The following is a 21,715-nucleotide window of genomic DNA, read 5'->3' on the forward strand; positions in this document are numbered from 1 at the left end:
CCTGCAGCACGAGCGCGAGCGCGAGGTGTTCTGCCGCGCGGTGCTCGAAAGGCCGGATGTGGCGAGTGATCCACACGCTTCCTCTTGAGTCCGCGGCGTACGGCCAATCGCCAGGAAATCGAGGCGCTGATCGTCGCCAGCTTTGCGCTGCTCGGTTCCGAACAGTTGATCGACCGGCCCAACTGTGGGGCTGTTCTGCCGTCGGGCGCCGTCGATGCCTTCACGCCGTGCATGGACGCGGTGCCGGCACTCGGGCAGCACACCGACGCGATCCTCGGCGAACTCGGCTGGGACGCAGCGGTGATCGAGCGCCTGCGTCAGGCGGGGGCGACCTGAACGTCGCCGCTTCAGTGACCCGGCCGAGTGTGGCGAATGGCCGCGATGCTGCCGGCGAGCCGCTCCTGTAGCTCGGGCGGGCGGCGGAGAAGGTGGGAAGGGTGCCGGGTAGCCGTCGAGGGTACTCAGGGCTTCTTCCGCGCCGGGGTCAAGGGGCTGGTCGCCGAAGCCGACCTGGGCGCAGGCTATGGCGAGGGCTTGCAGGGGCTGCAGCATCTGGCTCGGCACACGGCCACCGCCACCGCTGGCGAGGCGTTCGAGCTCGGGGAGCCTGGCATCGCGCTTCTGCGCTCAGTCGGAGGCTGTGGCCGCGAAGCGGCGCCGCGCGGCAGACTCGACTTCGAGCTGGCCGACGCAAGATGCGCGCGTCGGTACGGCTGCTACCAACTCAAACGCACCTGTTACGAACTGGGCAACCAGAAAGTAATAAGTCCGCCAAATTCACCCGTCACTTTCAGGCCAACGCCTTATAGATATTGAACAAGCTAATCAACGAAATCAGTCCGCCAACCAGCATTAACAACGTCTTTGTCTTAAGTTGTTTGGTAACGAATGCCGCAAACGGTGCGGCGAATAGCCCGCCTACTGCCAGCCCTGCAACCAATAGCCATACCGTATGATCCAGAATCGCAAAGAACGCGATAGCGGTCGAGATGGTCAGAAAGAATTCGGCCAGGTTGACTGAGCCTATCGTCGTTCTTGGGTCATGGCCTGCGCTTACCAGTGAGGTCGTCACGATAGGCCCCCAACCACCGCCGCCCGTCGTATCCATAAAGCCGCCAAACAGCGCCAGTGGAGCAACCTTGCGTGTATCGATTTCCGATTTGTTCCGATGATGGCGAAAAGCCTTGCTGAACACATAGATTCCCATTGCCAACAAATACAAGGCGATAAATGGCTTAAGTGCGTTCCCGTCTATGCTGGTCAAGACATACGTGCCGATCAACGCACCCAGAATTCCGGGAATCAGCAGGCTAAGAAACAGTTTTCTGCAGACATTGCCGAGTCTCAAGTGGGAGACTCCAGAGACGCCGGTCGTAAACACCTCGGCCAAATGAGTTGCGCCGCTCGCCATTGCTGGAGGCGCACCAAGAGCCAGCAGGAAACTTGTGGAAGTGATGCCATAGGCCATGCCTAATGCACCATCGACAACTTGTGCGATCAGCCCTACGGCAAAAGCTGTCCAGAACATGGGGTCGTTGAGTGCGTCTTGTATCAAACCCACTCCGCCAGCTACGCCGTTTCCGCCAAATATGCGGTAAACGAAGTAGCTGAACAGCGCAAACAGCATCGACAAGACCAGCCAACCAACCAACTTCATTACTGGATGGTCACCGGCATGAGTGACTTCGTACTCGATCGGTGGAATTCCTAACGCGGCATGCTCAGGATTTACGGTTACGTCTTCTAAGTCCAAGTGACGAATTTTCATGTCTTGGCATCGCCTTCATTAGTGGTTGGTTTGATGATAGGACGAAATGTTTATTCCGAAAAATAACTAATTTGGATTTGTATATTCTATTTGTGCATATATAGGTAACGGCGGGAAGTCAGGACGTCAAGATGTTGTTGCCGCGAGTGGAATCGAAGCAGAGCCAACGAAAGCGGCAACAGCTGGATGCCGTGGCCTTTGCGCGCATGAAGTTTCCAGCGTCCTGCTTCCGGATCGGTGCCGTGCCGCTGAAGGACGTTCGTCACAAGCTGCTGGGTTAGCAGCGTGATCGCTCGCTGGCCAGCCTGATGAGCCGCCCGAAGAACACTGATGCCGGTGCCTTCCTGGACTTTCCCGGTTGCGCAAGCACATGGGCCTGCGCACCGATGCCGCGCTCCACTTCAGCAACCATCACCGCGCGCACGTGCTGTCATCGCGGCGGGACTGCGACTGGACCGATGACGTCCCCTTGGAGATTGGCTGCAAACCTTGCGGAAGAAGCACCCGGCCAGGCACATTGCGATGAGTGGTGGGGTGTTCGCCGACGTACGCCTGAGCCAGTTGGTGGCCGCCCCGCCGGGAATTGCCGAGGTATTGGTTTTACCGGCGATGGACGACGCGGGTTTGCCGGTTGGCGCCTGCATCGACTACTGGACCGCCAGTCAGGGCCTGTCATGCTTGACCCGCGATCGCCTCACCCACCTCGGCTACGGCTGGCCCTACACCGGCGACGACTTGTTGGCTGCCGGCGAGCGACTCGGTTCTCGGGTTGTCAACGCCAGCTTCAACGCGCACGAGGAACCGATGGTAGACACGCCGGCAGAGGCCTTGCAGGCGCTGGCGGACAACCGCATCGATTTCCTGGTCTGTGATGGCGGGATGGTGTTTCCGGTTGGTCAATAGGGCCGGGTTCCGATTTGCCCCCCCCGAGGGCTTCCATTCTTTGTATTCCAGGGATCGCTGAGCTTCAGGTCGTGGCGCCCCAGGATTGCGGCGAGCAGCCACCGGCTATGGGCGCGCGCGAAGCACGTTAGCTCGTGCCGCCGCGCGCTGGGCAAGCCGGTGTCGCGGGGACGGCTATAGGCTTGCCGTGCGCGCCGCCGCCGTCGGGCCAGTCCTGGAGTCCGATCTCGATAGTTCGCGCGAAAGGCGTCGGCTTGCGCCACACTGGCAGCCTGTCCGACTTTCACCTCGCCCGAGGTGTCAGCGTCATTCTGAAAGTCCCCTAGACCTAGCGGTTTGCGAGTCGCGTTTCTTCTTCGTTGATTTTCTTCGGTGGCTTCCAATCCCATGTGTTACGTCCGCCCCTAAACGGGATTGAAGGGCTTTGAATATCGCGCGTACTTTGAGCAGGAAGATCGAAGGATCTCCTGAGCGAAGGCGGAATGAAGAAGGACGGAGAAGGGCTGGAACACCTCTGCTATCGTGGGAAGTTATCGAGACGACCGAGATAGAAAAGAGCCCAGCCCATGCAACGAATTGTAGCCGGCATCACCACGCTTGAGCAGCACGTTGAGACGACTCAAAAGGCCGCTGAAGTGTATCGACCGAAGTCGTGCCCGCACTGCGGGCTGGGAGTGGTCCATCAGCATGGTCACTATGAGCGAAAGGCCGACCGCCGAGCCGTGCCGCCACGGCTCAACCCGATCCCCATCCTTCGCTACCGTTGTGCCGGATGCCGACGCACGTGTTCGCGCCTGCCGGAATGTATCGCACCGCGACGCTGGTATGACTGGTCGGTGCAACAGCAAGTCCTGCAGCAGCGGCTGAACGGCGCGGCAGAGCACCCCGGCGGTCCACCTGACCGGCACACGGGCGCGCGCTGGTGGAACTGGTTGCAGGAGCGGGGAAAGGACTTTGTGTTTCACCTGCGCGTGCGCTTTGCCGAACTCGGCCGGGCCGTTGACACGCACGGTTTTTGGCACCAGGTGTTCAACAGCCTGGGTCTGCCGCGGGCCATGTTCTGGCTCGATCAAGAGATGAGCGTCCCATGATTTCCTGACACCGAGCGAGTGGCGGACGGTGGGGACCCCGCCCGGGCGGGGTCCCCACACAGTTTGCTCGTGGCATTATTTCGGCCCTTTTGTTTTGATGACGACTCCCATTCACCCCGAGGAGTCGTCATGAATCGAATCAATCCGATCGCCTTGTTTCGCCTGTCCGTCCTGGGTTCGCTGACCAGCCGGGAACGGCTGGATCACGGCGAATTGCAGCAGACCATCCGCGCCCTGGCCGAGCGCGAATACACCATTCCCGGCACGCGTCGGCGCCATGTTGCCGAGAAGACGATTCAGGGCTGGTATTACACTTACCTTGCCCAGGGCATCGATGGCCTGACACCCAAGACCCGTATCGACCGCGGGCAATCGAAGCTATCGCAAGCCATTCAGACCGCGATCCTTGCCGCGAAGCGCGACAACCCGCGCCGCTCGATCCGTCAGATTCGCCAGTTGCTCGAAGCCACCGGAACGGTGGCTCGCGGCAGCCTGTCGCGCTCGACGGTCCACCGGCTGCTGCAACAGCACGGCCTGTCGCGGATCAGCGGCTCGGCCAGCCTGCCCGAGGAGAAGCGCAGCTTCGTCGCCGCTTCCGCGGGCGCCATCTGGTATGGCGATGTGATGCACGGTCCCCGCGTGCCTCACGAGGGCAAGCTCGTCAAGGGGTATCTCGTCTCGCTGTTCGACGATGCCTCACGTCTGGTGGCTCACAGCGCTTTCTGCCCCGGCGAAACGGCGCTCGACATCGAAGGGGTGCTCAAGCAGGCGCTGCTGAAGCGAGGCATCCCGATCAAGCTCGTCGTCGATAACGGCGCGGCCTACCGCGCTGAGACCCTGCAGGGGATCTGCGCCCGCCTGGGCATTCACCTGATCTATTGCCGGCCCTATGCGCCCGAGGGCAAGGGCAAGTTGGAGCGCTGGCACCGGACCTGCCGCGACCAGTTCCTGTCGGAACTCGACGAGCGCCACATCAACAGTTTCGAGGACCTCAATGCGCGTCTCTGGGCCTGGCTGGAGCGGGTCTATCACCATACGCCGCATGCCGGCCTCGACGGGATGACGCCGCTCGCGCGCTACCAGCAGGATTTGTCGAAGATTCGTTCGCTGGGAGCGCTGGCCGCGCAGCTCGATGCCTTGTTCCGGTATCGCGTCAGCCGTCGAGTCAGGAAGGATGGCACGGTGTCGTATCAGGGGGCGCGCTTCGAAGTGCCTTTCGAACTCTCCGGCAAGACGGTGTGTCTGGTCGTCGATCCGCATAGCGGGGCGGTCATCGAGGTCGAGGACGAGCACGGCAAGGGGATCGGCGCCGCGACCCCGCTCGATGCCCTGGGCAATCTCGATCGCCAACGAAATAAATCCGACCCGACAGACGCCGCTCCCGCCTCGCCGTCTGGCCCGAATCTGATCGAACTCACCTATCGTCAGTATTACGACCGCAAAGGAGACTGAAGATGTATCTGCAACACTTTGGTCTGCGCCATCCGCCTCTGGGCAAGGACGCCGCCGAGCTGTGGGATGACGGTGCGCTGGCGCAACTCGCCGAGCGCTTCCAGTGGCTTCTGCAATCGCCGGGCCTCGGCCTGCTGACCGGCGAGGCCGGCGTGGGCAAGACGGCCGCCTTGCGCCTCGTGACCGCCAAGCTCAATCCGCATCGCTACCAAGTCATCTACCATGCCGAGACCGATTTCGGACGGGCAGACCTTTACCGGTGCCTGGCCCAATCCCTCGGCCTTCAGCCGAGTTATCGTCGCGCCCAACTGTGGCGCGACATCAAGGCGCATATCCATCATCTGGCCGACGCCAAGCAACTTCTGCCGGTCTGGATCCTCGACGAGGCGCAGAATCTGCCACCCGAATTCTTCCGCGATTTCCCCGCTTTTCTCAACTTCGCCTTCGATTCGCGCGATCTCATCACTGTCTGGCTGGTCGGTCACCCGATCCTCGCCCAAACCCTCGAACGGGCGTCTTACGCCGCACTCGCCGGCCGCATCCAGGCACGCGTGCATCTGCGACCGGTGCTCGAACGCGAGCGCTTTGCGCAACTCGTCGGCCATGCCCTCAAGAGCGCCGGGTGTGCGCATACCCTGCTCACCGATTCCGGCCTGGAACTCCTGCGCCAAGCCAGCAAGGGCCTGCCGCGCCACGCCGGGCGCATCCTGCGCACCGCCATGCGTCTGGCGGTGCCGCGCGCACTCAATCATTTGCCCGACGATCTGCTGCAAGCGGCTATCGAGGAGTTGCGATGAAACGCCGCCCTCACTCCCTCTTCCCCGACGGCCTCTCCGACGAAAGTGCGGCGGCGATCAGCGAGTTCCTTCACCAACTCGCCGCTGCTTGTGAGGCCCGCTACCTCGTCCAGCTTCGCCGCCACCGCAGCCGTCAGATGAACCTCTACGATCCCGAAGCCCCTTGGAGAATACCTCCAGGCGAGCCCTTCTAGCCCTCTCGTCCCACGCTGACGCCGGAACCTCTTCTTCCGGCGTCAGCGTGGGACTTTGCCATCATCTCAACCTCGAATGGCTCGGGTTGAAGAGTTCCAGATATCGCGGGACGTAACACCATGGTTGTCCAGGTCTTCTTCCGCACTATTCCGTTTTCCTCGTTCCTGGCTTCCCCGTGGTTCCGGGAATCCTGATCAGCAGAATCTCCAACTACGGGCTTGTAGTGCCACTCGAAATCCTCTTGGCTCGCAAACAACGTGGGTCAAGAGAGCAGCGTGATCATGCCCACCCAGAGGTGGGTGCGCTGAACGCTTACGGTGGAGCGGCTCGAACTTGAGGGGCAGCAGGCGGTTGGCGTCGGGATTGAGTTCGAGGTGCATTTTTTTTCTCCGTCCACCCATTGGGAGTTCAGCGCGGCCTGCAAGCCGGCGACGACGGCGAAGCGGCAGTTGCAGATGTCGGCCGCGCACTGTGGTTCGAGCTTGGCAGGGCCACGCTCCTGTTTCTTGAGCCAGACGCGCAGGTCGTGCTTTTCGTTGAGCGTGCAGACCAGCGCTTCGACCCGCGCCGAGTCGTGGTGGTTGTGACTGATGAAGAGATCGAACTGGCGCAGCGACAGCTGGTTGGCGAGGTCGGCCGGCAGCAGCGGGTCGTCGGTGCCACTCTGGTAGAACTGCAGAATCAGTCGGCGAGCTTCAGCGTGCGCGCCGCCGGGCCATGGTCCAGCCAGCGCGTCGGTGAGGCGACGAGAGCGCTGCGCCCCTGCACGACGGCGTGCTCATGCCTTCGGCAGGCATTTCAGTCGACGGTAGAGCGTCCGTTCCGACAGGCCGAGGTGCCTGGCCAGCGCCTTGCGGTTGCCGCGGAAGCTCCGTACCTGTTCCACGAACGAAACCGTCTCGCGTTCGCGGGAAGCGGGCTTCGCCGCCTGGTACTGCTCCGGCATGCCCTGAAGGGTGAGCGTTTCCGCCGCCAGTTCCAGTGGCAAGTGCGGCAGACGGATCTCATCGCCATCGCAAAGCAGGCAGGCACGTTCGAGAATGTTGCGTAACTCGCGCACATTGCCGGGGTAGGGATAGCGGCTCAGCCAGTCGGCAGCCTCCGCCGACAGGCGCCGACGGGAACGCCCGCCAGCGATGCGGGCGAGCAAGCTTTCGGCCAGCAGCAGGACATCGTCACCGCGTTGCCGCAGTGGCGGCAGGTGGATCGGGAAGATGTTGAGGCGGTAGAACAGGTCCTGCCGGAAGAGGCCTTTGGCCACCATTTCCGTCAGCGGGCGATGGGTGGCGGAGATCGTTCGCACCTCCGCCTTGCGCAATTCTGGCGAACCCACTCGGCGATAGGTTCCGGTTTCCAGCAGGCGCAAGAGTTTGACCTGGATGGAAAGCGGGATGTCGCCCAGTTCGTCGAGAAACAATGTGCCACCGGACGCGGCCTCGATCAGGCCGGTCGTGCGAGTCGTAGCACCGGTGAAGGCACCGCGCTCGTGGCCAAACAAGGCGCTTTCGAACAGTGTCTCCGGCAGTCCGGAGCAATCGACCGCAACGAATGGCTGCCGGGCGCGCGGGCTGAGTTGATGGATGGCATTGGCGACGAGTTCCTTGCCAGTGCCCGATTCACCCTGAAGCAACACGGAAGCTTCCGACGGCGCTACCCGGGCGACCAGTTCCATCATCCCGAGAAAGGCTGGCGAACGACCGATCAGACCCTGGGCGTGCGCACGACTTTGCGCTCCGGGCAGAGCTTCGAGCTTCTCGATGTAAAGAACGATTGCGCCGCGGGCATCGCGTATCGGTGACAGCTCGATGTTTTCGAAGCTCTCGCCGTGTGCCGTGTAATGGAGATGCAACACGCGCTCGCGCCGGCCGGATTGCAGACTGCGCTGTAGCGGACACGACTCGCCCGCCTGGTCGCAGGGCACCGTGTATCGATGCGAAACCTCGAAGCACTTGCGGCCAACGACCTCGACCTGATCGACCCAGTTGGCCCGATAGGCCTCGTTCGCGGCCAGTATCCGATAGTCGCGGTCACACAGGATGTGCGGTTCGGGAAGCGTCTCCAGGAACGAGACCAGCTCTGCCAGGGACTTGTGATTGACCGCCACGCGCTGCCACCAGCTCTGCCAAATTGACTGCCGCATGCTGCCATATCGGCAGTTGATAGTCAAAGACGACAGCAGCACGTCCCCATAGACGACACCAACGCATTGTTTATGGGTAATTTTCTGTTTCCGGGAAAAGCTGGCACGAGTCTTGATAAGTAAATGCTGATATGGCTGATCGAAGCCAATTCATGAACCCGCCCGGTCGGGGTTTGCGGACGCTTGCTTCGCTCGGCGGAGTCTGCAAGGCAAGAGCCCACGCCGCCTGTTTGCGCGACAACGAACCCATCCCAACGAGGAAATCATCATGAGTCTATGTACGTGCCAGGGCGAATCATTTCTGGTCAGCGACAGTCCGGCACGCCGGCGATGGTTGCTGGCTACCGTCGGACTCGGCGGCGCGATGACACTGACTGCCATTGTGCCTTTCGTCAGTAGCCTGCTGCCGTCCGAGCGAGCAAAGGCAGCCGGCGCACCGGTGGAAGTCGACATCGACAAAATCGCCCCGGGCGAAATGATCGTCGTTGAATGGCGGGGCAAGCCGGTATGGATTCTGCACCGAACACCGGCAATGCTGGAGGCCCTGAAGAAGGCCGAGCCGAATCTGGTCGATCCGGGATCGGAAGTCGCGCAGCAACCAGACTACGCGACCAACGAACATCGCTCACGAAAGCCGGAGTATCTCGTTGCGGTCGGCATCTGCACGCATCTCGGTTGCTCACCCGCCAAGGCTTTCGATTCCGGGGACAAGGCTCTGGGTGCCGACTGGGCCGGTGGTTTTCTCTGCCCCTGCCATGGATCGACCTTCGATTTTGCCGGCCGCGTCTTCAAGGACAAGCCGGCGCCGATCAATCTGGAAGTTCCCCCTCATACCTACCTGACGGACAGCCGCCTGATTATCGGTAGCGACCAGCGCGGGCAGGCCTGATCCGTGCAAAAAGATCGGCGGAAGTGACTCGACAGATTCACAGGCGCAGCCGGCGGCCTTGGGGTCGCCGTCATGCGCCGCGTCGCCTCCTTCGCAGCGGGCACGCCCGCACTTCTCTTGTGATCGACACCAGAAGGAAACATCATGCAGATCGCAGTGACCAGCCAGAACCGCAAGACCATCACCGCGCACGCCGGGAAATGCCGCAAGTTCTGGATCTACGAAGTCGAGAAGGGCTTGGTCGTCGGCAAGCGCTTGGTCGAGGTTTCGATGGACGAGGTCTTGCACGCCAGTCATCAGCACCTGGCCGAGCCGCTGGCCGGAATCAACGTCCTGATTGCCGGTGGCATCGGCCCCGGTCTTTACGATCGCCTGATGCAGAGCGGCATTCTTCCTGTCATTACCCTGGAACAAGACCCCGATGTCGCCGTGGTGGCCCTGCTCGCCAACAACCTCGACCGGTTGCCCGTTGACCGCAGCCATCATAGCCACGAGCACCGCTTTGCGCCGTCATTGGCGCCCAGCGAGCGCGATTGCCGCTGAAGCGAAGGCAGGCTCAGCGGCTGCCCATTTGCGAGGTAAGCACCATGACCAGCATTGCTCCCACACTCGACATCGGCGCCCTCAAGCGTTTGCGCATTCTGTGCATCTCCGAAACTGGCTGGTTCGACACCGCTACCGTGTTTGACGACATTCGGGCCGCCGGCGGTGCCGAGACCGACCAGTACGCTATCCCGTGGCCGCCGTTCGGCCCCCTGCACGCGGACAACGCTGCCGGTTTCTCGGCGCTCCTGGAGGCCGAGACGACCGATGGCAAGGTGCGCCGCCTGCTGTTCGACACCGGCTGGAACCCCGACTGGATGGATCGCCGCTTCGCGGAGGAGGGCATAGACCGCCTGCTGCAGGAGGGCCGGATCGAGGCTTTGATCGTCAGTCACGAGCACTTCGACCACTTCTGGGGGATCGGCTCGACGCTCAGACACTGTCCCGCCATGCCGATTTACCTTCCCGAGGGCTTCCATCCGACAGGCCTGGCCTTCATTCGCGAGCAGGGTCATACGGGAAGTGTGATTACCGTTGCCAGCGGGCAGCCGCTGCTGCTGTTTCCCGGTCTGGCTGTGGTCAGCTTCCCGATGCGCACGCTGTTGCAGGTCCAGGGAGAAAACGTCCTCTACGCCAACCTGGAGAATCAGGGCTTGGCCATGATCACTGGCTGCGGTCACGGCGGCGTGCTGAACCTGCTCGACTATGCCCGCCGGAGCTTCACGGGTGGCGAGCGTATCCACGCGATCTACGGTGGACTGCACCTTTCTCCCCTGGAAGACTGGGACTCGGGCCGGGACCAGATCGTCAAGGCCCTGGGGGACTATGGGATCACCAAATTGGCGTGCAATCATTGCACCGGCCGCACGGCTGTCGAGAAGATGCTGGCGAGCGGCTTGCCCGTCCTGCGCGGGACGGCCCGGCACGGCTCCCAGACGGAATTGTTCCTGGGCAACGGCGACGCGCTGGAACTGGGGTAGCAATGCGCATCGAGCCGTAGAAGTCCGCGTCGCCGGTGACCCTGCGGCGCGGGGATACCGAGCGGCCGGACGCAAGTGCCGGGCCACCGGTAGTGGTCATGGGGCGCGGGACCGGCGCTGAGCGGTGCTTTCGCCCGCCGGCATCCGCTGAACGGGTGTACGCGGCCGATCTGGCCGCTGCCGCGCCCAGGCACGGACCGGTAGGCGTGCCGATTCTCGGAACTGTCCCAGACGAGGAGCACGGCTTTCTGCTGGATGAACTCGATCGCGCGCCGCCGTCGGGCAACGTCATGGGGCTCGATCTCGACAGTTCGCGCGAAAAGCCTCGGCTTGCGCTACGCTAGACGATCTACGCACTACGCACTACGCACTACGCGCCGGCGCGCGGTGCGTGACGGAAGCCCCCAGTCAGCCCCCCACTCAAGGCCACCATGAAAACCCCGCACAGACTCACCGCACTCGTCGAAGAAGGCCTCGTCGATGAGGTGATTGGCCAATTGATGAGCGGCAAGGAGGCCACCGTCTATGTCGTTCGCTGCGGCGAGGCGATTCGCTGCGCCAAGGTGTACAAGGATGCCAATCAACGCAGCTTCCGCAAGAACGCCTCCTATCAGGAAGGCCGCAAGGTCAAGAACAGCCGGCAGGCGCGCGCCATGGAGAAAGGCAGCCGCTATGGGCGCCGGATGCAGGAAGAGGTCTGGCAGAGTGCCGAGGTCGATGCCCTGTATCGGCTGGCCGCCGCTGGCGTGCGGGTGCCGCAGCCGCACCTCTGCTTCGCCGGCGTGTTGCTGATGGATCTGGTGCTCGATGCCGACGGCCATGCGGCGCCGCGCCTGAACGATGTCGAACTCAGCGAGGAACTGGCGCTGGCGTATCACGCCCTGCTCATGAATCAGGTGGTGCGCATGCTGTGCGCCGGCGTCATTCACGGTGATCTCTCCGAATACAACATCCTCGTTGGCGAAGGCGGGCCGGTCATCATCGACCTGCCGCAGGCCGTCGATGCGGCGGGCAACAGCGACGCCGCCGAAATGTTCGAGCGTGATGTGCTCAATCTGCGCACCTACTTCAGCGCCTTCGCGCCGACCCTCAAGGACACCCAGTACGGCAAGGAAATCTGGGCGCATTACGAAAGCGGCCTGCTGTCGCCGGAACTGGCCCTGACCGGTCAAGTCGTACTCGACGAGGGGCTCGCCGACGTCGACGCCGTTCTCCTCCAGGTCAAGCTGGCCATCGAGGAGAATGCCATCCGGCGCATGTGCGAATAGTCCGGGCGTCGATGCACGCCGCTGCCGCTGTGGCAGCACGGCGCTGCCTGCAGGTAAACGGCGCGCCGCCGACAGGCTCTGCCGGTGTGCTCCCGGCACGACAGCGGACCATTCCGGGCGAGCTTGCGCCGAGCTTCACTTCCTGTGCTTGCGCCCGTCAAGCCAATGCGAGATCGCGAAGTAGAGGCTTATCCCAACGAGACCGCTGTAGACACAGAACTCGTGGAGCGCCGCAACGGACACCAAGCCAAGCACCCGGTTGTCCAGGATAAAGGGTGCGAACGGCTCGATATCGGTATGCATCACGCTGTCGAGCAGCACGTGACTGTACGAACCAATGACGGCACTAACGATTGCGACGGGCCAACTGATTGGCGAGTCACGAGACCGGCCCAGCAGGCGGAGGCCCAACTCGGCCGCGTATTTTCCCGTCAGCGCTGACCCGATACCAATCAGCGTTGCGCCGACATAGGTATGCGAAAAACCATGCAAATGCCCTTCGCCGGTGATCATGACGACCAGCGGCTGGATATCCATGATGATTTGCGCCCAGGCAAAGACCATCAGTGAAAAGCTTCCCTGAAGAAGCGCCTTCAACAGCAAGCCAGGTCCCATGTGGAAAGGAGTAAAGGGCACGCTCAAGGCTCCGACATGATAGGTCGCCGCGCCAGCGACGGGCGCGTCTGCAGGTGGCCGGGTGCCTGCAGCGCCGGGTTGGCTGGCTCGCTTTGCATCACCACGAATCGACCTCCGGCCTGCACAGAGACGGTGGATCGTTGGCGCATCCTGCGGTGCCGGCGCCGCTCACTGCCACCAGCCGTCGCTCATGACTTGCTCGGCAAGGCGCCGACAAATCGGTAGCCGACACCCGCCTCGGTGCGAAGGTGCTTCGGTCGCGCGGGATCGTCCTCGATCTTCTTGCGCAGATTGCCCATATAGACGCGGACGTAGTGGCTGTCTTCGACGTGTCCGGGGCCCCAGACGTTCTTCAGTAGCTGGCGGTGGGTCAGCACGCAATCGGGATTGGCGATCAGATAGCTGAGGAGCCGATACTCGATCGGCGTCAGGTGGAGGGGCGCTCCGTCGCGCTCGACCGTACGCCGCGCCAGGTCGACGCGAATCGACCCGAACTCGGCGAGCGCCGTGCCGCCGGCGCTACGGCTGCGGCGGCGCAGGTGCGCGCGTACGCGGGCGAGCAACTCGGCAGCACCAAAAGGCTTGGTCAGGTAATCGTCGGCACCGGCATCGAGCGCGGCCACCTTGTCGATCTCGGTCGTGCGCGCCGAGAGTACGAGCACGGGGATCTCCGACCAGGCTCTCAGATCACGGATGAAGTCGATGCCGTCACCATCGGGCAGGCCGAGATCGAGCACCACCAGATCCGCGCGGCGGGTGCCGGCCTCGATCAGGCCGCGCTTGACGCTGTCGGCCTCGAAGACCTGAAACCCCTCGCTTTCGAGCGCCAGCTTGATGAAACGGCGGATATTGGCTTCGTCCTCGACGACGACGATGCCGGTCGTCGGCTCCGTCATGGCGCGCGCTGCCCGGCGCCGGTTTTCGCTTGCTGGTCTTCCAGGTTGTTCATGTCACGACGCTCGCGTTGAGGGAAGTGGTGCAGGCGCGCTGCTTGCCGACCCGGGCCGGCGAGACGTCTCCGCCTCGCTGGCATTGCCCCGCGACGGCGGTCGGCTCCGCCCTGGACAGGCGGCTCAAGCCAGACGGATAGTAACAAGAAGCCACCCCGCACTGAACAGCTCAGGCACTTGCGCGTGTCGTTCTCGCCGATCCTGGCAAGGATGCCCTGTGCGGTATCGCCGCCGTCGGCAAGTGTTTACACCATTTTTACGTCGCATTCCGGACACTGACGGCATCGCGTTCTGACTCCGCTTGCCGCCGTGAAAACTGGACTCCCCTCCCGCTGGCGCCGCGCCCCGTATCTGGTGGCCGCCGCGCTTTGTACCCTGACCACGCTGGGCACGCTTCCGCTGCGTGGCCTGCTCGATCTCGCCAACATCGTGATGATCTTTCTGCTGACGGTTTTCGTCGCGGCGGTGTGGCTTGGGCGGGGCCCATCGGTCATGGCGGCCTTCCTCGGGGTGGCCCTCTTCGACTTCTTTTTCGTGCCGCCACATCTGTCATTCGACGTCGCCGACGGGCAGTATCTGGTGACTTTCGCGGTCATGCTTGCCGTCGGCCTGATCTCGTCGCATCTTGCGGCATTGCTTTCGGAGCGGACCGCCGAGGCCCAGTCGCGAGAACAGGAGACGCGCGTCCTTTACCAGTTGGCACGCGATCTGGGTGGCGCTTTGACGGCTGATCAGGTCGCCGACATTACACGGCATTTCCTGGGCGCTGTTGAGCTGGATGTGACGCTGCTGGTCGCCGAGGCTTCGGGCAAGGGAGTCGCGTTCCATGAGTTCCATGAATACGGTAGCCACCGCCTGAATGATCTGGAGTACGGCTTCGCGCGTTCGGCCTACGAACGCGGCACCATCGTCGAGACCGATCCCCTGGCCGGCATGGGCGTAGCCATCGTCTTTCTGCCCCTCGTCGTACCGACCCGTGTCCTCGGGGTGCTGGCTCTGGTACCCCGGTCGGACGACGTCGACCGGGTGCGTGCACTGCGGCCCTTGCTGGAAGCGGTGGCATCGCTGCTGGCGATCACGCTCGAGCGGCTGCATTACGCCGATGCCGCGCAGGACAGCGAACTGCAGGTCTCCGCGGAGCGGCTGCGCACATCGATCCTGTCCTCCTTGTCGCACGATTTGCGGACACCGCTGACGAGTCTCGTCGGGCTCGCCGATACCCTGGTGCACAGGCAGCCGGCGCTCGACGAAGGCGCCATCGAGACGGCCGCGATCATCCGCGACCAGGCGCATGCCATGCATCACCTGATGTCCAACCTGCTCGAAATGGCTCGCCTGCAGGCCGGCAGCATCACGCTGAACAAGGAGTGGCAGCCCTTCGAGGAGATCGTCGGCTCCAGCACGCGCCTGCTGGCGGGTCTTCTCGCCAGCCGCAAGCTCGACATTCAGGTGCCGCGCGATCTGCCGCTGGTGGACTTCGATGCCGTGTTGCTGGAGCGCGTCCTGTGCAACCTGCTGGAGAACGCGGCCAAGTATTCCCCGCCGGGGGCGCGCATCGAGGTGCTGGCGCGCACGCGCGGAGAGGCGCTGGAAATCGCCGTCGGTAACGACGGCCGCGGTTTTCCCGTGGATCGCATCGACCAGGTTTTCGACCTGTTTGCCAGGGGCGAGCGCGAGCCGGCCGTCGCCGGTACCGGCCTGGGGCTGGCGATCTGCAAGGCCATCGTCGAGGCGCACGGCGGTACGATCGTCGCCGAGAACCGTCCCGGCGGCGCCTGTGTGCGTTTCACCCTTCCTCTCGGCACGCCCCCCGCCATGGACGAGGAGGGCACGTCATGAACGAGACGACCGCGCGCGTCATCGTCGTCGAGGACGAGCCGCAAATCCGCCGCTTCGTGTGTGATGCCCTGCGCCGCGAGGGCTGCGCTTCGATCGAGGCGGCCACGGCGCGCCAGGGGCTGGACGAACTTGCCCGTGGCAAGGCGGATCTGGTGATCCTCGACCTGGGTCTGCCCGACATGAACGGTATCGAATTCATCCGCGACATGCGTAGCTGGTCGGCAGTGCCGATCCTCATTCTTTCGGCCCGCTCGGCCGAGCGCGACAAGATCGCCGCCCTTGACACGGGTGCCGACGACTATCTCTGCAAACCCTTTGGTGTCGGTGAGTTGCTGGCGCGCTTGCGGGCCTTGCTGAGACGCCACTGGCAAGCCGGCGAGGCCAGTCCCCTACATCGGTTCGGCGACGTCGAGGTGGATCTGTCCCGGCGCATCGTCAGCCGGGGGGGCGTCGAGATTCACCTGACGCAAATCGAGTATCGCCTCCTGGCGGTGATGCTCGCCAACAGCGGCAAGGTACTGACCCATCGCTACCTCATCCGGGAGGTGTGGGGACCCGGGCACAGCGAGCAGGGCCACTACCTGCGCATCTACGTTGGCCGCCTACGCCAGAAGCTCGAGATGGACCCGACGCAGCCGCAGCACCTTCTGACCGAGACCGGCGTCGGCTATCGCTTTCAATCCTGAATCCTGAAGCAAGAGGTAAGCACATGTCTGAAAACACCGGCGAGAGCCGTCTGGCCGGCCTGTCGCTGGCTGCCCTTGGCGTAGTCTATGGCGACATCGGCACCAGTCCTCTGTACGCGATCAAGGAAGTCTTCGGCGGTGAACACCACCCGGTGCCGATCACGCCTGACAATGTCTTCGGCATTCTCTCGTTGATTTTCTGGTCGCTGATGATCGTGGTCAGCCTGAAGTACGTGCTGTTCATCATGCGCGCCGACAACAAGGGCGAAGGCGGCATCATGTCCTTGATGGCGCTGGCCCTGCGACCGATCGCGGAAGGCTCGTGGCAGCGCCGCCTGATCATGATTCTCGGTCTGTTCGGAGCGGCGCTGTTCTACGGTGACGGGGTGATCACGCCGGCGATTTCCGTTCTCTCGGCGGTCGAGGGCCTCGAAGTGGCGACTCCGGCCTTCAAGCCGTACGTGCTGCCAATCTCGTTGATCATCCTGGTGCTGCTGTTCGCGGTGCAGCGTCACGGCACGGCTGCAGTGGGCAGGTTTTTCGGGCCGATCATGGTGCTCTGGTTCCTGACGCTGGGCGCGCTGGGCTTATTCAGCATCGCCCACGAGCCGCAGGTGCTGAGCGCGCTGGGGCCTTGGCACGCCGTGCGTTTCTTCGACGACAACCCGATTCTCGGCTTCTTTGCACTCGGCGCCGCCGTGCTTGTGCTGACCGGTGGCGAAGCGCTGTACGCTGACATGGGGCACTTCGGACACAAACCGATCCAGTTGGCCTGGTTTGGCCTCGTGTTGCCGGCGCTGGTCATCAACTATTTCGGGCAGGGAGCGCTGCTGTTGCGCGACCCGCAAGCCATCACCAATCCGTTCTATCTGCTGGCGCCCGACTGGCTGCTCTATCCGATGGTCGTGCTGTCCACGGTGGCAACCGTGATCGCGTCGCAGGCTGTGATTTCCGGCGCTTTCTCGATTACGCAGCAGGCGATTCAGCTCGGTTTTACCCCGCGCATGGAGATCAGCCACACGTCGGATCAGCAGATGGGGCAAATCTACCTGGCGGGCATCAACTGGAGCCTGCTGGCAGCGGTCATTGTACTGGTGCTCGGCTTTGGCAGTTCGTCGAACCTGGCGGCGGCGTACGGCATCGCCGTCACGGGAACGATGTTCATCACCGATCTGCTGGCCTTCGTCGTCGCGCGATACGTCTGGGGCTGGCCCGTCTGGCGCGCGTTTCTCGGTGCGCTGCCTTTCGCAATCATCGATCTGGCCTATTTCTCCGCCAACTCGGTGAAGATCGCTGGCGGCGGCTGGTTCCCGCTGCTCTTCGGCCTCGCCGTCTATGTGCTGCTATCCACCTGGAAGCGCGGCCGCGACCTGCTCAGCGCACATCTGGCCATGGATGCGATGGATACGGGAAGCTTCATGCAAGCGATTGGCGGGGCGCGACGGGTACCCGGGACAGCGATATTCCTCACCTCCAATCCCGACAATGTGCCGCACTCCCTACTGCACAGCCTGAAGCACTACAAGGTGTTGCACGAGCGCATCGTGCTGGTCTCCGTCCATATCCTCGACGTTCCCCGGCGTGCGGACGCCAGCCGGGTCGAGGTCGTGCACATGACCAGTGACCTCTGGCAGGTGAAGGTTTTCTACGGCTTCATGGAGCAACCCAACCTGCCGAACGCGCTGGAAGAGTGTGCCGCCTACGGGCTCGATTTCGACCCGATGGATACCTCTTTCTTCCTCGGTCGGGAAACCCTGCTTCCGCGACTGAATACCGACATGTGTCGCTGGCGCGGCAAGCTCTTTGTGTGGATGTTCCGCAACGGTGGCAGCGCCGCCAACTTCTTCGGTTTGCCGGCCAATCGCGTGGTCGAGCTGGGTACGCAGGTCGTCATGTAGCTCCCCCTTCTTCGACAACCGTCGGCGGTACGCCACGCGGCAGCGAAAAGATGAAACGTGCGCCGCCGCGGGGGCGGTTCTCGGCATGAATCCGGCCGCCGTGCGCCTCGACGATGGCGCGGCAGATCGCCAGACCAAGGCCAACGCCGGAGGTCGTGCTCTCCCGTGCGCCGCGCTCGAACTTCTCGAAAATGCTCTCCTCGCGCCCTCGTGGCAAGCCTGGCCCACTGTCGTCCACCCACACCTCAACCTCATTTTCACGCGCCGCTGCACCAATACTGACCGGCGTGCCGGCCGGCGTGTACTTGGCAGCGTTGTCGAGGAGATTACAGAGCACACGTTCGATCAGTACGCCGTCGATTTCGAGCAGCGGCAGATCATCGGGCAGGGCGGTATGCACGGAATGGGCGGCAAGCGACACGTCGGTGGCCATCAGCGCGCTGCCGACGACTTCCTCGAGCGGCTGCCACTGGCGCTTGAGTTGGACCTTGCCGGCCTGCAGACGCGCCATGTCGAGCAGACTGTTGACTTTGGTGCTCATGCGTAGCGCTTCTTCCTTCAGCGTTGCGGCAATCGTGGCCTGGGCATCGGTGGGTGGCGGCTGCGTCAGCCGGATCGACTCGGCCAGGCCCACCAGCACGCTCAAGGGCGTCCGCAGATCGTGCGAGATCGCCGACAGCAGGGAATTGCGCAGACTCTCCGACTCCATCTGCACCAGCGTGGTTTGCGCGACGTCGACATAGTGCATGCGCTCGACGGCGATCGCCACCAGGCTGGCAAAGGTCTCGAGTTGCCGGCGCGCCTCCGGCCCCTGCACGCGCAGCGGGTCGCGGGGTGCAATGGCGAGCACGCCGCGCGTACGCATTGGGGCCTTGAGCGGCAGGTAGAGGAGCGGGCTACCCGGCAAGGTATCGGTGGACAGCCCAGCCGCCTCGCCGTGATCGAAGGCCCAGCGGGCCACACCTTCGTCTACGACCGGCGTCTCGCCGGCGGCGGCTTTGGCAGCAAGTATCGCCGCTTGCAGGTGATCCCTGGTATCGGTCAGCAAGAGCGCTGCCCGGGCACCGAATTCGACCACCAGAAAGCGGTCGCAAGCCTCGGCGATCTGCACCGGCAGCAAAGCCGCCGACAGATCTCGGGCCATTTCGTAGAGCCCGCGCGCGCGCGCCTCGCGCTGTGTCGCCACCTCGGCGTGCTGCTTGTAGCGCGCGGTGAGCTGGCCGGTGATCAGCGCCACGATGAGCATCACGCCAAAGGTCATCAGATATTGCGCATCGCTGACGGCGAAGGAAAAGCGCGGCGGCACGAAGAAGAAGTCGAAGGCGGCAACCGCCAGAAAGGCGCTGAGCACTGCTGGGCCGCGTCCAAGACGCATGGCCACGATGAGTACGGCAAGCAGGAACAGCATGGCGATGTTGGTGAGTTCGATCGCGCCTGCCAGCGGCGCTGCCAGAGCAGTTGCCACGGCACAGATTGCCGTGGCCTTGAAATAGGCCAGCCACTCGCCCGGTGTCGGTGGAGCCGTCGGCGATGGCACGGCGGTCCGTGCGTCGTCGTTGCGCGCCACCTGGACCACGTCCAGGTCGGGTGCGGCATGACCAACGCGCTCGACCATCGAGCGGTACCATGGTTGCCAACGGCGTGGATGGTCGCGGCCGACGAGCACCCGTGACAGGTTGTGTTCGCGCGCATAATCGACAACCGTCGCGACAGCGTCGTCAGCCGAAAGCGTCGCCGTTTCAGCGCCAAGCGAACTGGCAAGATCGAGCGCGCGCACGATGCGCTGCCGCTGCAATTCGGGCTCCGGCCCAGCGGTGTGCGTGTCGACGTGAACGGCATGCCAGGGGGCCTCGAGTCGGCCCGCCAGACGCGCCGCGGTGCGCACCAGTCGCTCGCCGCCGGTGCCTGGTCCAATGCATACCAACAGTGCATCGCGCGTTTGCCATACCGTATTGATCGAGGTTTCGCGGCGGTAGGCCAGCATCTCGTCGTCGACCCGGTCGGCAGTGCGGCGCAAGGCCAACTCGCGCAGGGCGATCAGGTTGCCCTTGCGGAAGAAATTGCGGATCGCCCGTTCCGCCTGTTGCGGCAGGTAGACCTTGCCCTCTTTCAAGCGCTGCAGCAGTTCGTCGGGCGGTAGATCGACCAGCACCACTTCGTCGGCGGCGTCGAAGACACGGTCGGGTACCGTCTCCCAGACGCGAATGCCGGCGATGCCGCTGACGACATCGTTGAGCGTTTCCAGATGCTGCACATTGACCGTGCTGTAGACGTCGATGCCGGCAACGAGCAACTCATGCACGTCCTGCCAGCGTTTCGGATGCCGCGACCCGGCGACGTTGGAATGGGCCAGTTCGTCCATCAGGATCAGCGCCGGACGGCGCGCCAGTGCGCCGTCGAGATCGAACTCCTTGAGCATCCTGTCGCGATGAGCGATGTCGCGCAATGGCAGCCGTTCGAGGCCCGCGAGCAGGGCCTCGGTTTCCTTGCGGCCATGCGTCTCGACGACACCGATGACCACGTCCGTCCCCAGCTCTTTCTGCTGACGAGCGGCACCGAGCATCGCGTACGTCTTGCCGACGCCGGCAGAGGCGCCGAAGAAGATCTTCAGCTTGCCGCGCGCAGCTTTGGCCTCTTCCTCCTGGACGCGTGCGAGGAGTCGATCGGGGTCGGGTCGTTCGGTCATAGCCAGCCCAGGCGCCGAAAGCGGAAGAAGAGAAACCCCATGGCGCCAGCGATCATGGTCAACGCCATTGGGTAACCGTATTCCCATTGCAATTCAGGCATCACCTTGAAGTTCATCCCCCAGATACCGGCAAAGGCGGTCGCGATGGCAAAGATCCCGGCCCAGGCGGCTAGGCGCTTGGCGACATCGTTCTGTTCGATGGCCACCGATGAAAGACTGACCTGGATGGCGGTGCCGATGGTGTCGCGTAGGACATCGAGGTGCGCGTTGATGCGCGTCAGGTGGTCATAGACGTCGCGGAAATAGTGGCGGCTACTGGCCGAAACCGGTGGTACGCGACCGCTGGCAAGCTTGCTGACAGCCTCCATCAGCGGCGCCACCGCGTGCTTGACGATGGTTACGCGGCGTTTCAGGTCGTAGAGGCGCTCGATGTTGAGGCGTGCCGCGCCGCGCTCGAAGATGCGCTCCTCGATACCTTCGAGCTCAGATTCCATGCTATCGACGATCGGAAAATAGCGGTCGACGACGGCATCCATCAAGGCGTAGAGGACGAAACCCGACCCTTGCTTGAGAACCTCGGGCTCGCGTTCGCAGCGTTCGCGCACACCCAGCAGATGCTGGCCGCTGCGGTTGCGCACCGAGAGAATAAAATTGCTGCCGACGAAAATATCCACCTCGCCGATGGTGATCTCGCCATGCTCCATTTCGAGGAGGTGAATCACGGCGAACAGGCTGTCGCCATACTCTTCGAGCTTCGGCCGCTGGTGACCGTGGTTCGCGTCTTCGATGGCGAGCGCGTGCAGGTTGAACTCGATACGCATTTTGTCGAGTTCTGCCGGGGTGGCATCGCGCAGGGCGACCCAGACGAAGCAGTCCGGATGCTGCAGGTAGTCGCTGATTTCATCGGTGTCGATATCGGCAAGCTTCTTGCCTTCGCGGTAGGCAACGCAATTGATCAGCATCGGAGAAGCTCCGTCAGGTGGGATGCCGGCAT

The 21,715-nt window shown here is 63.2% G+C and carries 21 protein-coding genes; 14 read left to right on the top strand and 7 right to left on the bottom strand.

Annotation, left to right across the window (positions count from 1 at the left end; all coding sequences use genetic code 11):
* Positions 1–84 precede the first annotated feature (84 nt).
* Positions 85–336, top strand: a complete 252-nt coding sequence (locus tag CAP2UW1_RS08325) for a hypothetical protein (protein ID WP_041567772.1) — start codon at positions 85–87, stop codon at positions 334–336.
* Between the two features lie 454 nt (positions 337–790).
* Here CAP2UW1_RS08325 and CAP2UW1_RS08330 read toward each other — a convergent pair whose 3' ends face one another.
* Complete coding sequence (locus tag CAP2UW1_RS08330) at positions 791–1,768, bottom strand: sulfite exporter TauE/SafE family protein (protein ID WP_015766195.1); 978 nt, start codon at positions 1,766–1,768, stop codon at positions 791–793.
* Positions 1,769–2,257: 489 nt separating this feature from the next.
* Here CAP2UW1_RS08330 and CAP2UW1_RS08335 point away from each other — a divergent pair, with 489 nt between their 5' ends.
* The 5 genes from CAP2UW1_RS08335 to CAP2UW1_RS08355 all read left to right on the top strand — a co-directional run bounded on the left by CAP2UW1_RS08335 (position 2,258) and on the right by CAP2UW1_RS08355 (position 6,205).
* Positions 2,258–2,671 (top strand): carbamoyltransferase C-terminal domain-containing protein, encoded by a 414-nt coding sequence (locus CAP2UW1_RS08335; protein ID WP_291914042.1) that lies wholly within the window; start codon positions 2,258–2,260, stop codon positions 2,669–2,671.
* A gap of 566 nt (positions 2,672–3,237) precedes the next feature.
* Positions 3,238–3,762, top strand: a complete 525-nt coding sequence (locus tag CAP2UW1_RS08340) for a DUF6431 domain-containing protein (RefSeq protein ID WP_012806124.1) — start codon at positions 3,238–3,240, stop codon at positions 3,760–3,762.
* 129 nt (positions 3,763–3,891) lie between these two features.
* Complete coding sequence (locus tag CAP2UW1_RS08345; protein ID WP_012806985.1) at positions 3,892–5,214, top strand: DDE-type integrase/transposase/recombinase; 1,323 nt, start codon at positions 3,892–3,894, stop codon at positions 5,212–5,214.
* A 2-nt stretch (positions 5,215–5,216) separates the two neighbouring features.
* Entirely contained in the window at positions 5,217–6,011 is a 795-nt protein-coding gene (locus tag CAP2UW1_RS08350; protein ID WP_012806122.1) for an ExeA family protein, read from the top strand.
* The gene (locus CAP2UW1_RS08355) at positions 6,008–6,205 is read left to right on the top strand and encodes a hypothetical protein (protein WP_012806121.1); all 198 of its coding nucleotides are present in this window, start codon (positions 6,008–6,010) and stop codon (positions 6,203–6,205) included. The genes CAP2UW1_RS08350 and CAP2UW1_RS08355 overlap by 4 nt, the downstream gene beginning before the upstream one ends.
* A gap of 263 nt (positions 6,206–6,468) precedes the next feature.
* On the opposite strand, the gene CAP2UW1_RS25485 is transcribed toward CAP2UW1_RS08355, so the two are convergent.
* On the bottom strand, positions 6,469–6,936 hold the full coding sequence (locus CAP2UW1_RS25485) for a TIR domain-containing protein (protein ID WP_199931680.1): 468 nt from the start codon (positions 6,934–6,936) through the stop codon (positions 6,469–6,471).
* Positions 6,937–6,984: 48 nt separating this feature from the next.
* Positions 6,985–8,346: a sigma-54 interaction domain-containing protein gene (locus CAP2UW1_RS08365; RefSeq protein WP_015766198.1), complete on the bottom strand. Its 1,362-nt coding sequence runs from the start codon at positions 8,344–8,346 to the stop codon at positions 6,985–6,987.
* A 268-nt stretch (positions 8,347–8,614) separates the two neighbouring features.
* Between CAP2UW1_RS08365 and petA the strand changes: the two genes are divergently transcribed.
* The 5 genes from petA to CAP2UW1_RS08390 all read left to right on the top strand — a co-directional run bounded on the left by petA (position 8,615) and on the right by CAP2UW1_RS08390 (position 12,026).
* The gene (gene petA / locus CAP2UW1_RS08370) at positions 8,615–9,235 is read left to right on the top strand and encodes a ubiquinol-cytochrome c reductase iron-sulfur subunit (RefSeq protein ID WP_015766199.1); all 621 of its coding nucleotides are present in this window, start codon (positions 8,615–8,617) and stop codon (positions 9,233–9,235) included.
* Between the two features lie 144 nt (positions 9,236–9,379).
* Positions 9,380–9,778 (top strand): NifB/NifX family molybdenum-iron cluster-binding protein, encoded by a 399-nt coding sequence (locus CAP2UW1_RS08375; protein WP_015766200.1) that lies wholly within the window; start codon positions 9,380–9,382, stop codon positions 9,776–9,778.
* Positions 9,779–9,822: 44 nt separating this feature from the next.
* Positions 9,823–10,758 (top strand): MBL fold metallo-hydrolase, encoded by a 936-nt coding sequence (locus CAP2UW1_RS08380; protein WP_015766201.1) that lies wholly within the window; start codon positions 9,823–9,825, stop codon positions 10,756–10,758.
* A 98-nt stretch (positions 10,759–10,856) separates the two neighbouring features.
* Positions 10,857–11,102 carry a hypothetical protein gene (locus tag CAP2UW1_RS08385; protein WP_199931606.1) on the top strand — a complete coding sequence of 82 codons (246 nt, stop codon included), beginning with the start codon at positions 10,857–10,859 and terminating at the stop codon, positions 11,100–11,102.
* Positions 11,103–11,189: 87 nt separating this feature from the next.
* Complete coding sequence (locus CAP2UW1_RS08390; protein WP_015766203.1) at positions 11,190–12,026, top strand: PA4780 family RIO1-like protein kinase; 837 nt, start codon at positions 11,190–11,192, stop codon at positions 12,024–12,026.
* Between the two features lie 135 nt (positions 12,027–12,161).
* Here CAP2UW1_RS08390 and CAP2UW1_RS08395 read toward each other — a convergent pair whose 3' ends face one another.
* Both CAP2UW1_RS08395 and kdpE read right to left on the bottom strand, forming a co-directional pair.
* On the bottom strand, positions 12,162–12,662 hold the full coding sequence (locus tag CAP2UW1_RS08395) for a hypothetical protein (protein WP_015766204.1): 501 nt from the start codon (positions 12,660–12,662) through the stop codon (positions 12,162–12,164).
* Between the two features lie 188 nt (positions 12,663–12,850).
* The gene (gene kdpE, locus CAP2UW1_RS08400; protein WP_015766206.1) at positions 12,851–13,558 is read right to left on the bottom strand and encodes a two-component system response regulator KdpE; all 708 of its coding nucleotides are present in this window, start codon (positions 13,556–13,558) and stop codon (positions 12,851–12,853) included.
* 363 nt (positions 13,559–13,921) lie between these two features.
* Between kdpE and CAP2UW1_RS08405 the strand changes: the two genes are divergently transcribed.
* Genes CAP2UW1_RS08405 through CAP2UW1_RS08415 form a run of 3 tightly spaced genes read left to right on the top strand, consistent with a single transcriptional unit; the run spans position 13,922 to position 18,035 of the window.
* On the top strand, positions 13,922–15,451 hold the full coding sequence (locus CAP2UW1_RS08405) for a DUF4118 domain-containing protein (RefSeq protein ID WP_015766207.1): 1,530 nt from the start codon (positions 13,922–13,924) through the stop codon (positions 15,449–15,451).
* Complete coding sequence (locus CAP2UW1_RS08410) at positions 15,448–16,137, top strand: response regulator (RefSeq protein WP_015766208.1); 690 nt, start codon at positions 15,448–15,450, stop codon at positions 16,135–16,137. The genes CAP2UW1_RS08405 and CAP2UW1_RS08410 overlap by 4 nt, the downstream gene beginning before the upstream one ends.
* Before the next feature lie 23 nt (positions 16,138–16,160).
* Positions 16,161–18,035 (top strand): potassium transporter Kup, encoded by a 1,875-nt coding sequence (locus CAP2UW1_RS08415; RefSeq protein ID WP_015766209.1) that lies wholly within the window; start codon positions 16,161–16,163, stop codon positions 18,033–18,035.
* Here the strand turns inward: CAP2UW1_RS08415 and kdpD are convergent.
* Both kdpD and corA read right to left on the bottom strand, forming a co-directional pair.
* Positions 18,028–20,721, bottom strand: coding sequence for a two-component system sensor histidine kinase KdpD (gene kdpD, locus CAP2UW1_RS08420; RefSeq protein ID WP_015766210.1), 2,694 nt, complete (start codon positions 20,719–20,721; stop codon positions 18,028–18,030). The genes CAP2UW1_RS08415 and kdpD overlap by 8 nt on opposite strands.
* On the bottom strand, positions 20,718–21,683 hold the full coding sequence (corA, locus tag CAP2UW1_RS08425; protein ID WP_015766211.1) for a magnesium/cobalt transporter CorA: 966 nt from the start codon (positions 21,681–21,683) through the stop codon (positions 20,718–20,720). Before corA ends, kdpD begins: the two co-directional genes overlap by 4 nt.
* Positions 21,684–21,715 lie beyond the last annotated feature (32 nt).

Origin of the sequence: Candidatus Accumulibacter phosphatis (assembly GCF_000024165.1) — a bacterium.
Taxonomy (GTDB): domain Bacteria; phylum Pseudomonadota; class Gammaproteobacteria; order Burkholderiales; family Rhodocyclaceae; genus Accumulibacter; species Accumulibacter phosphatis.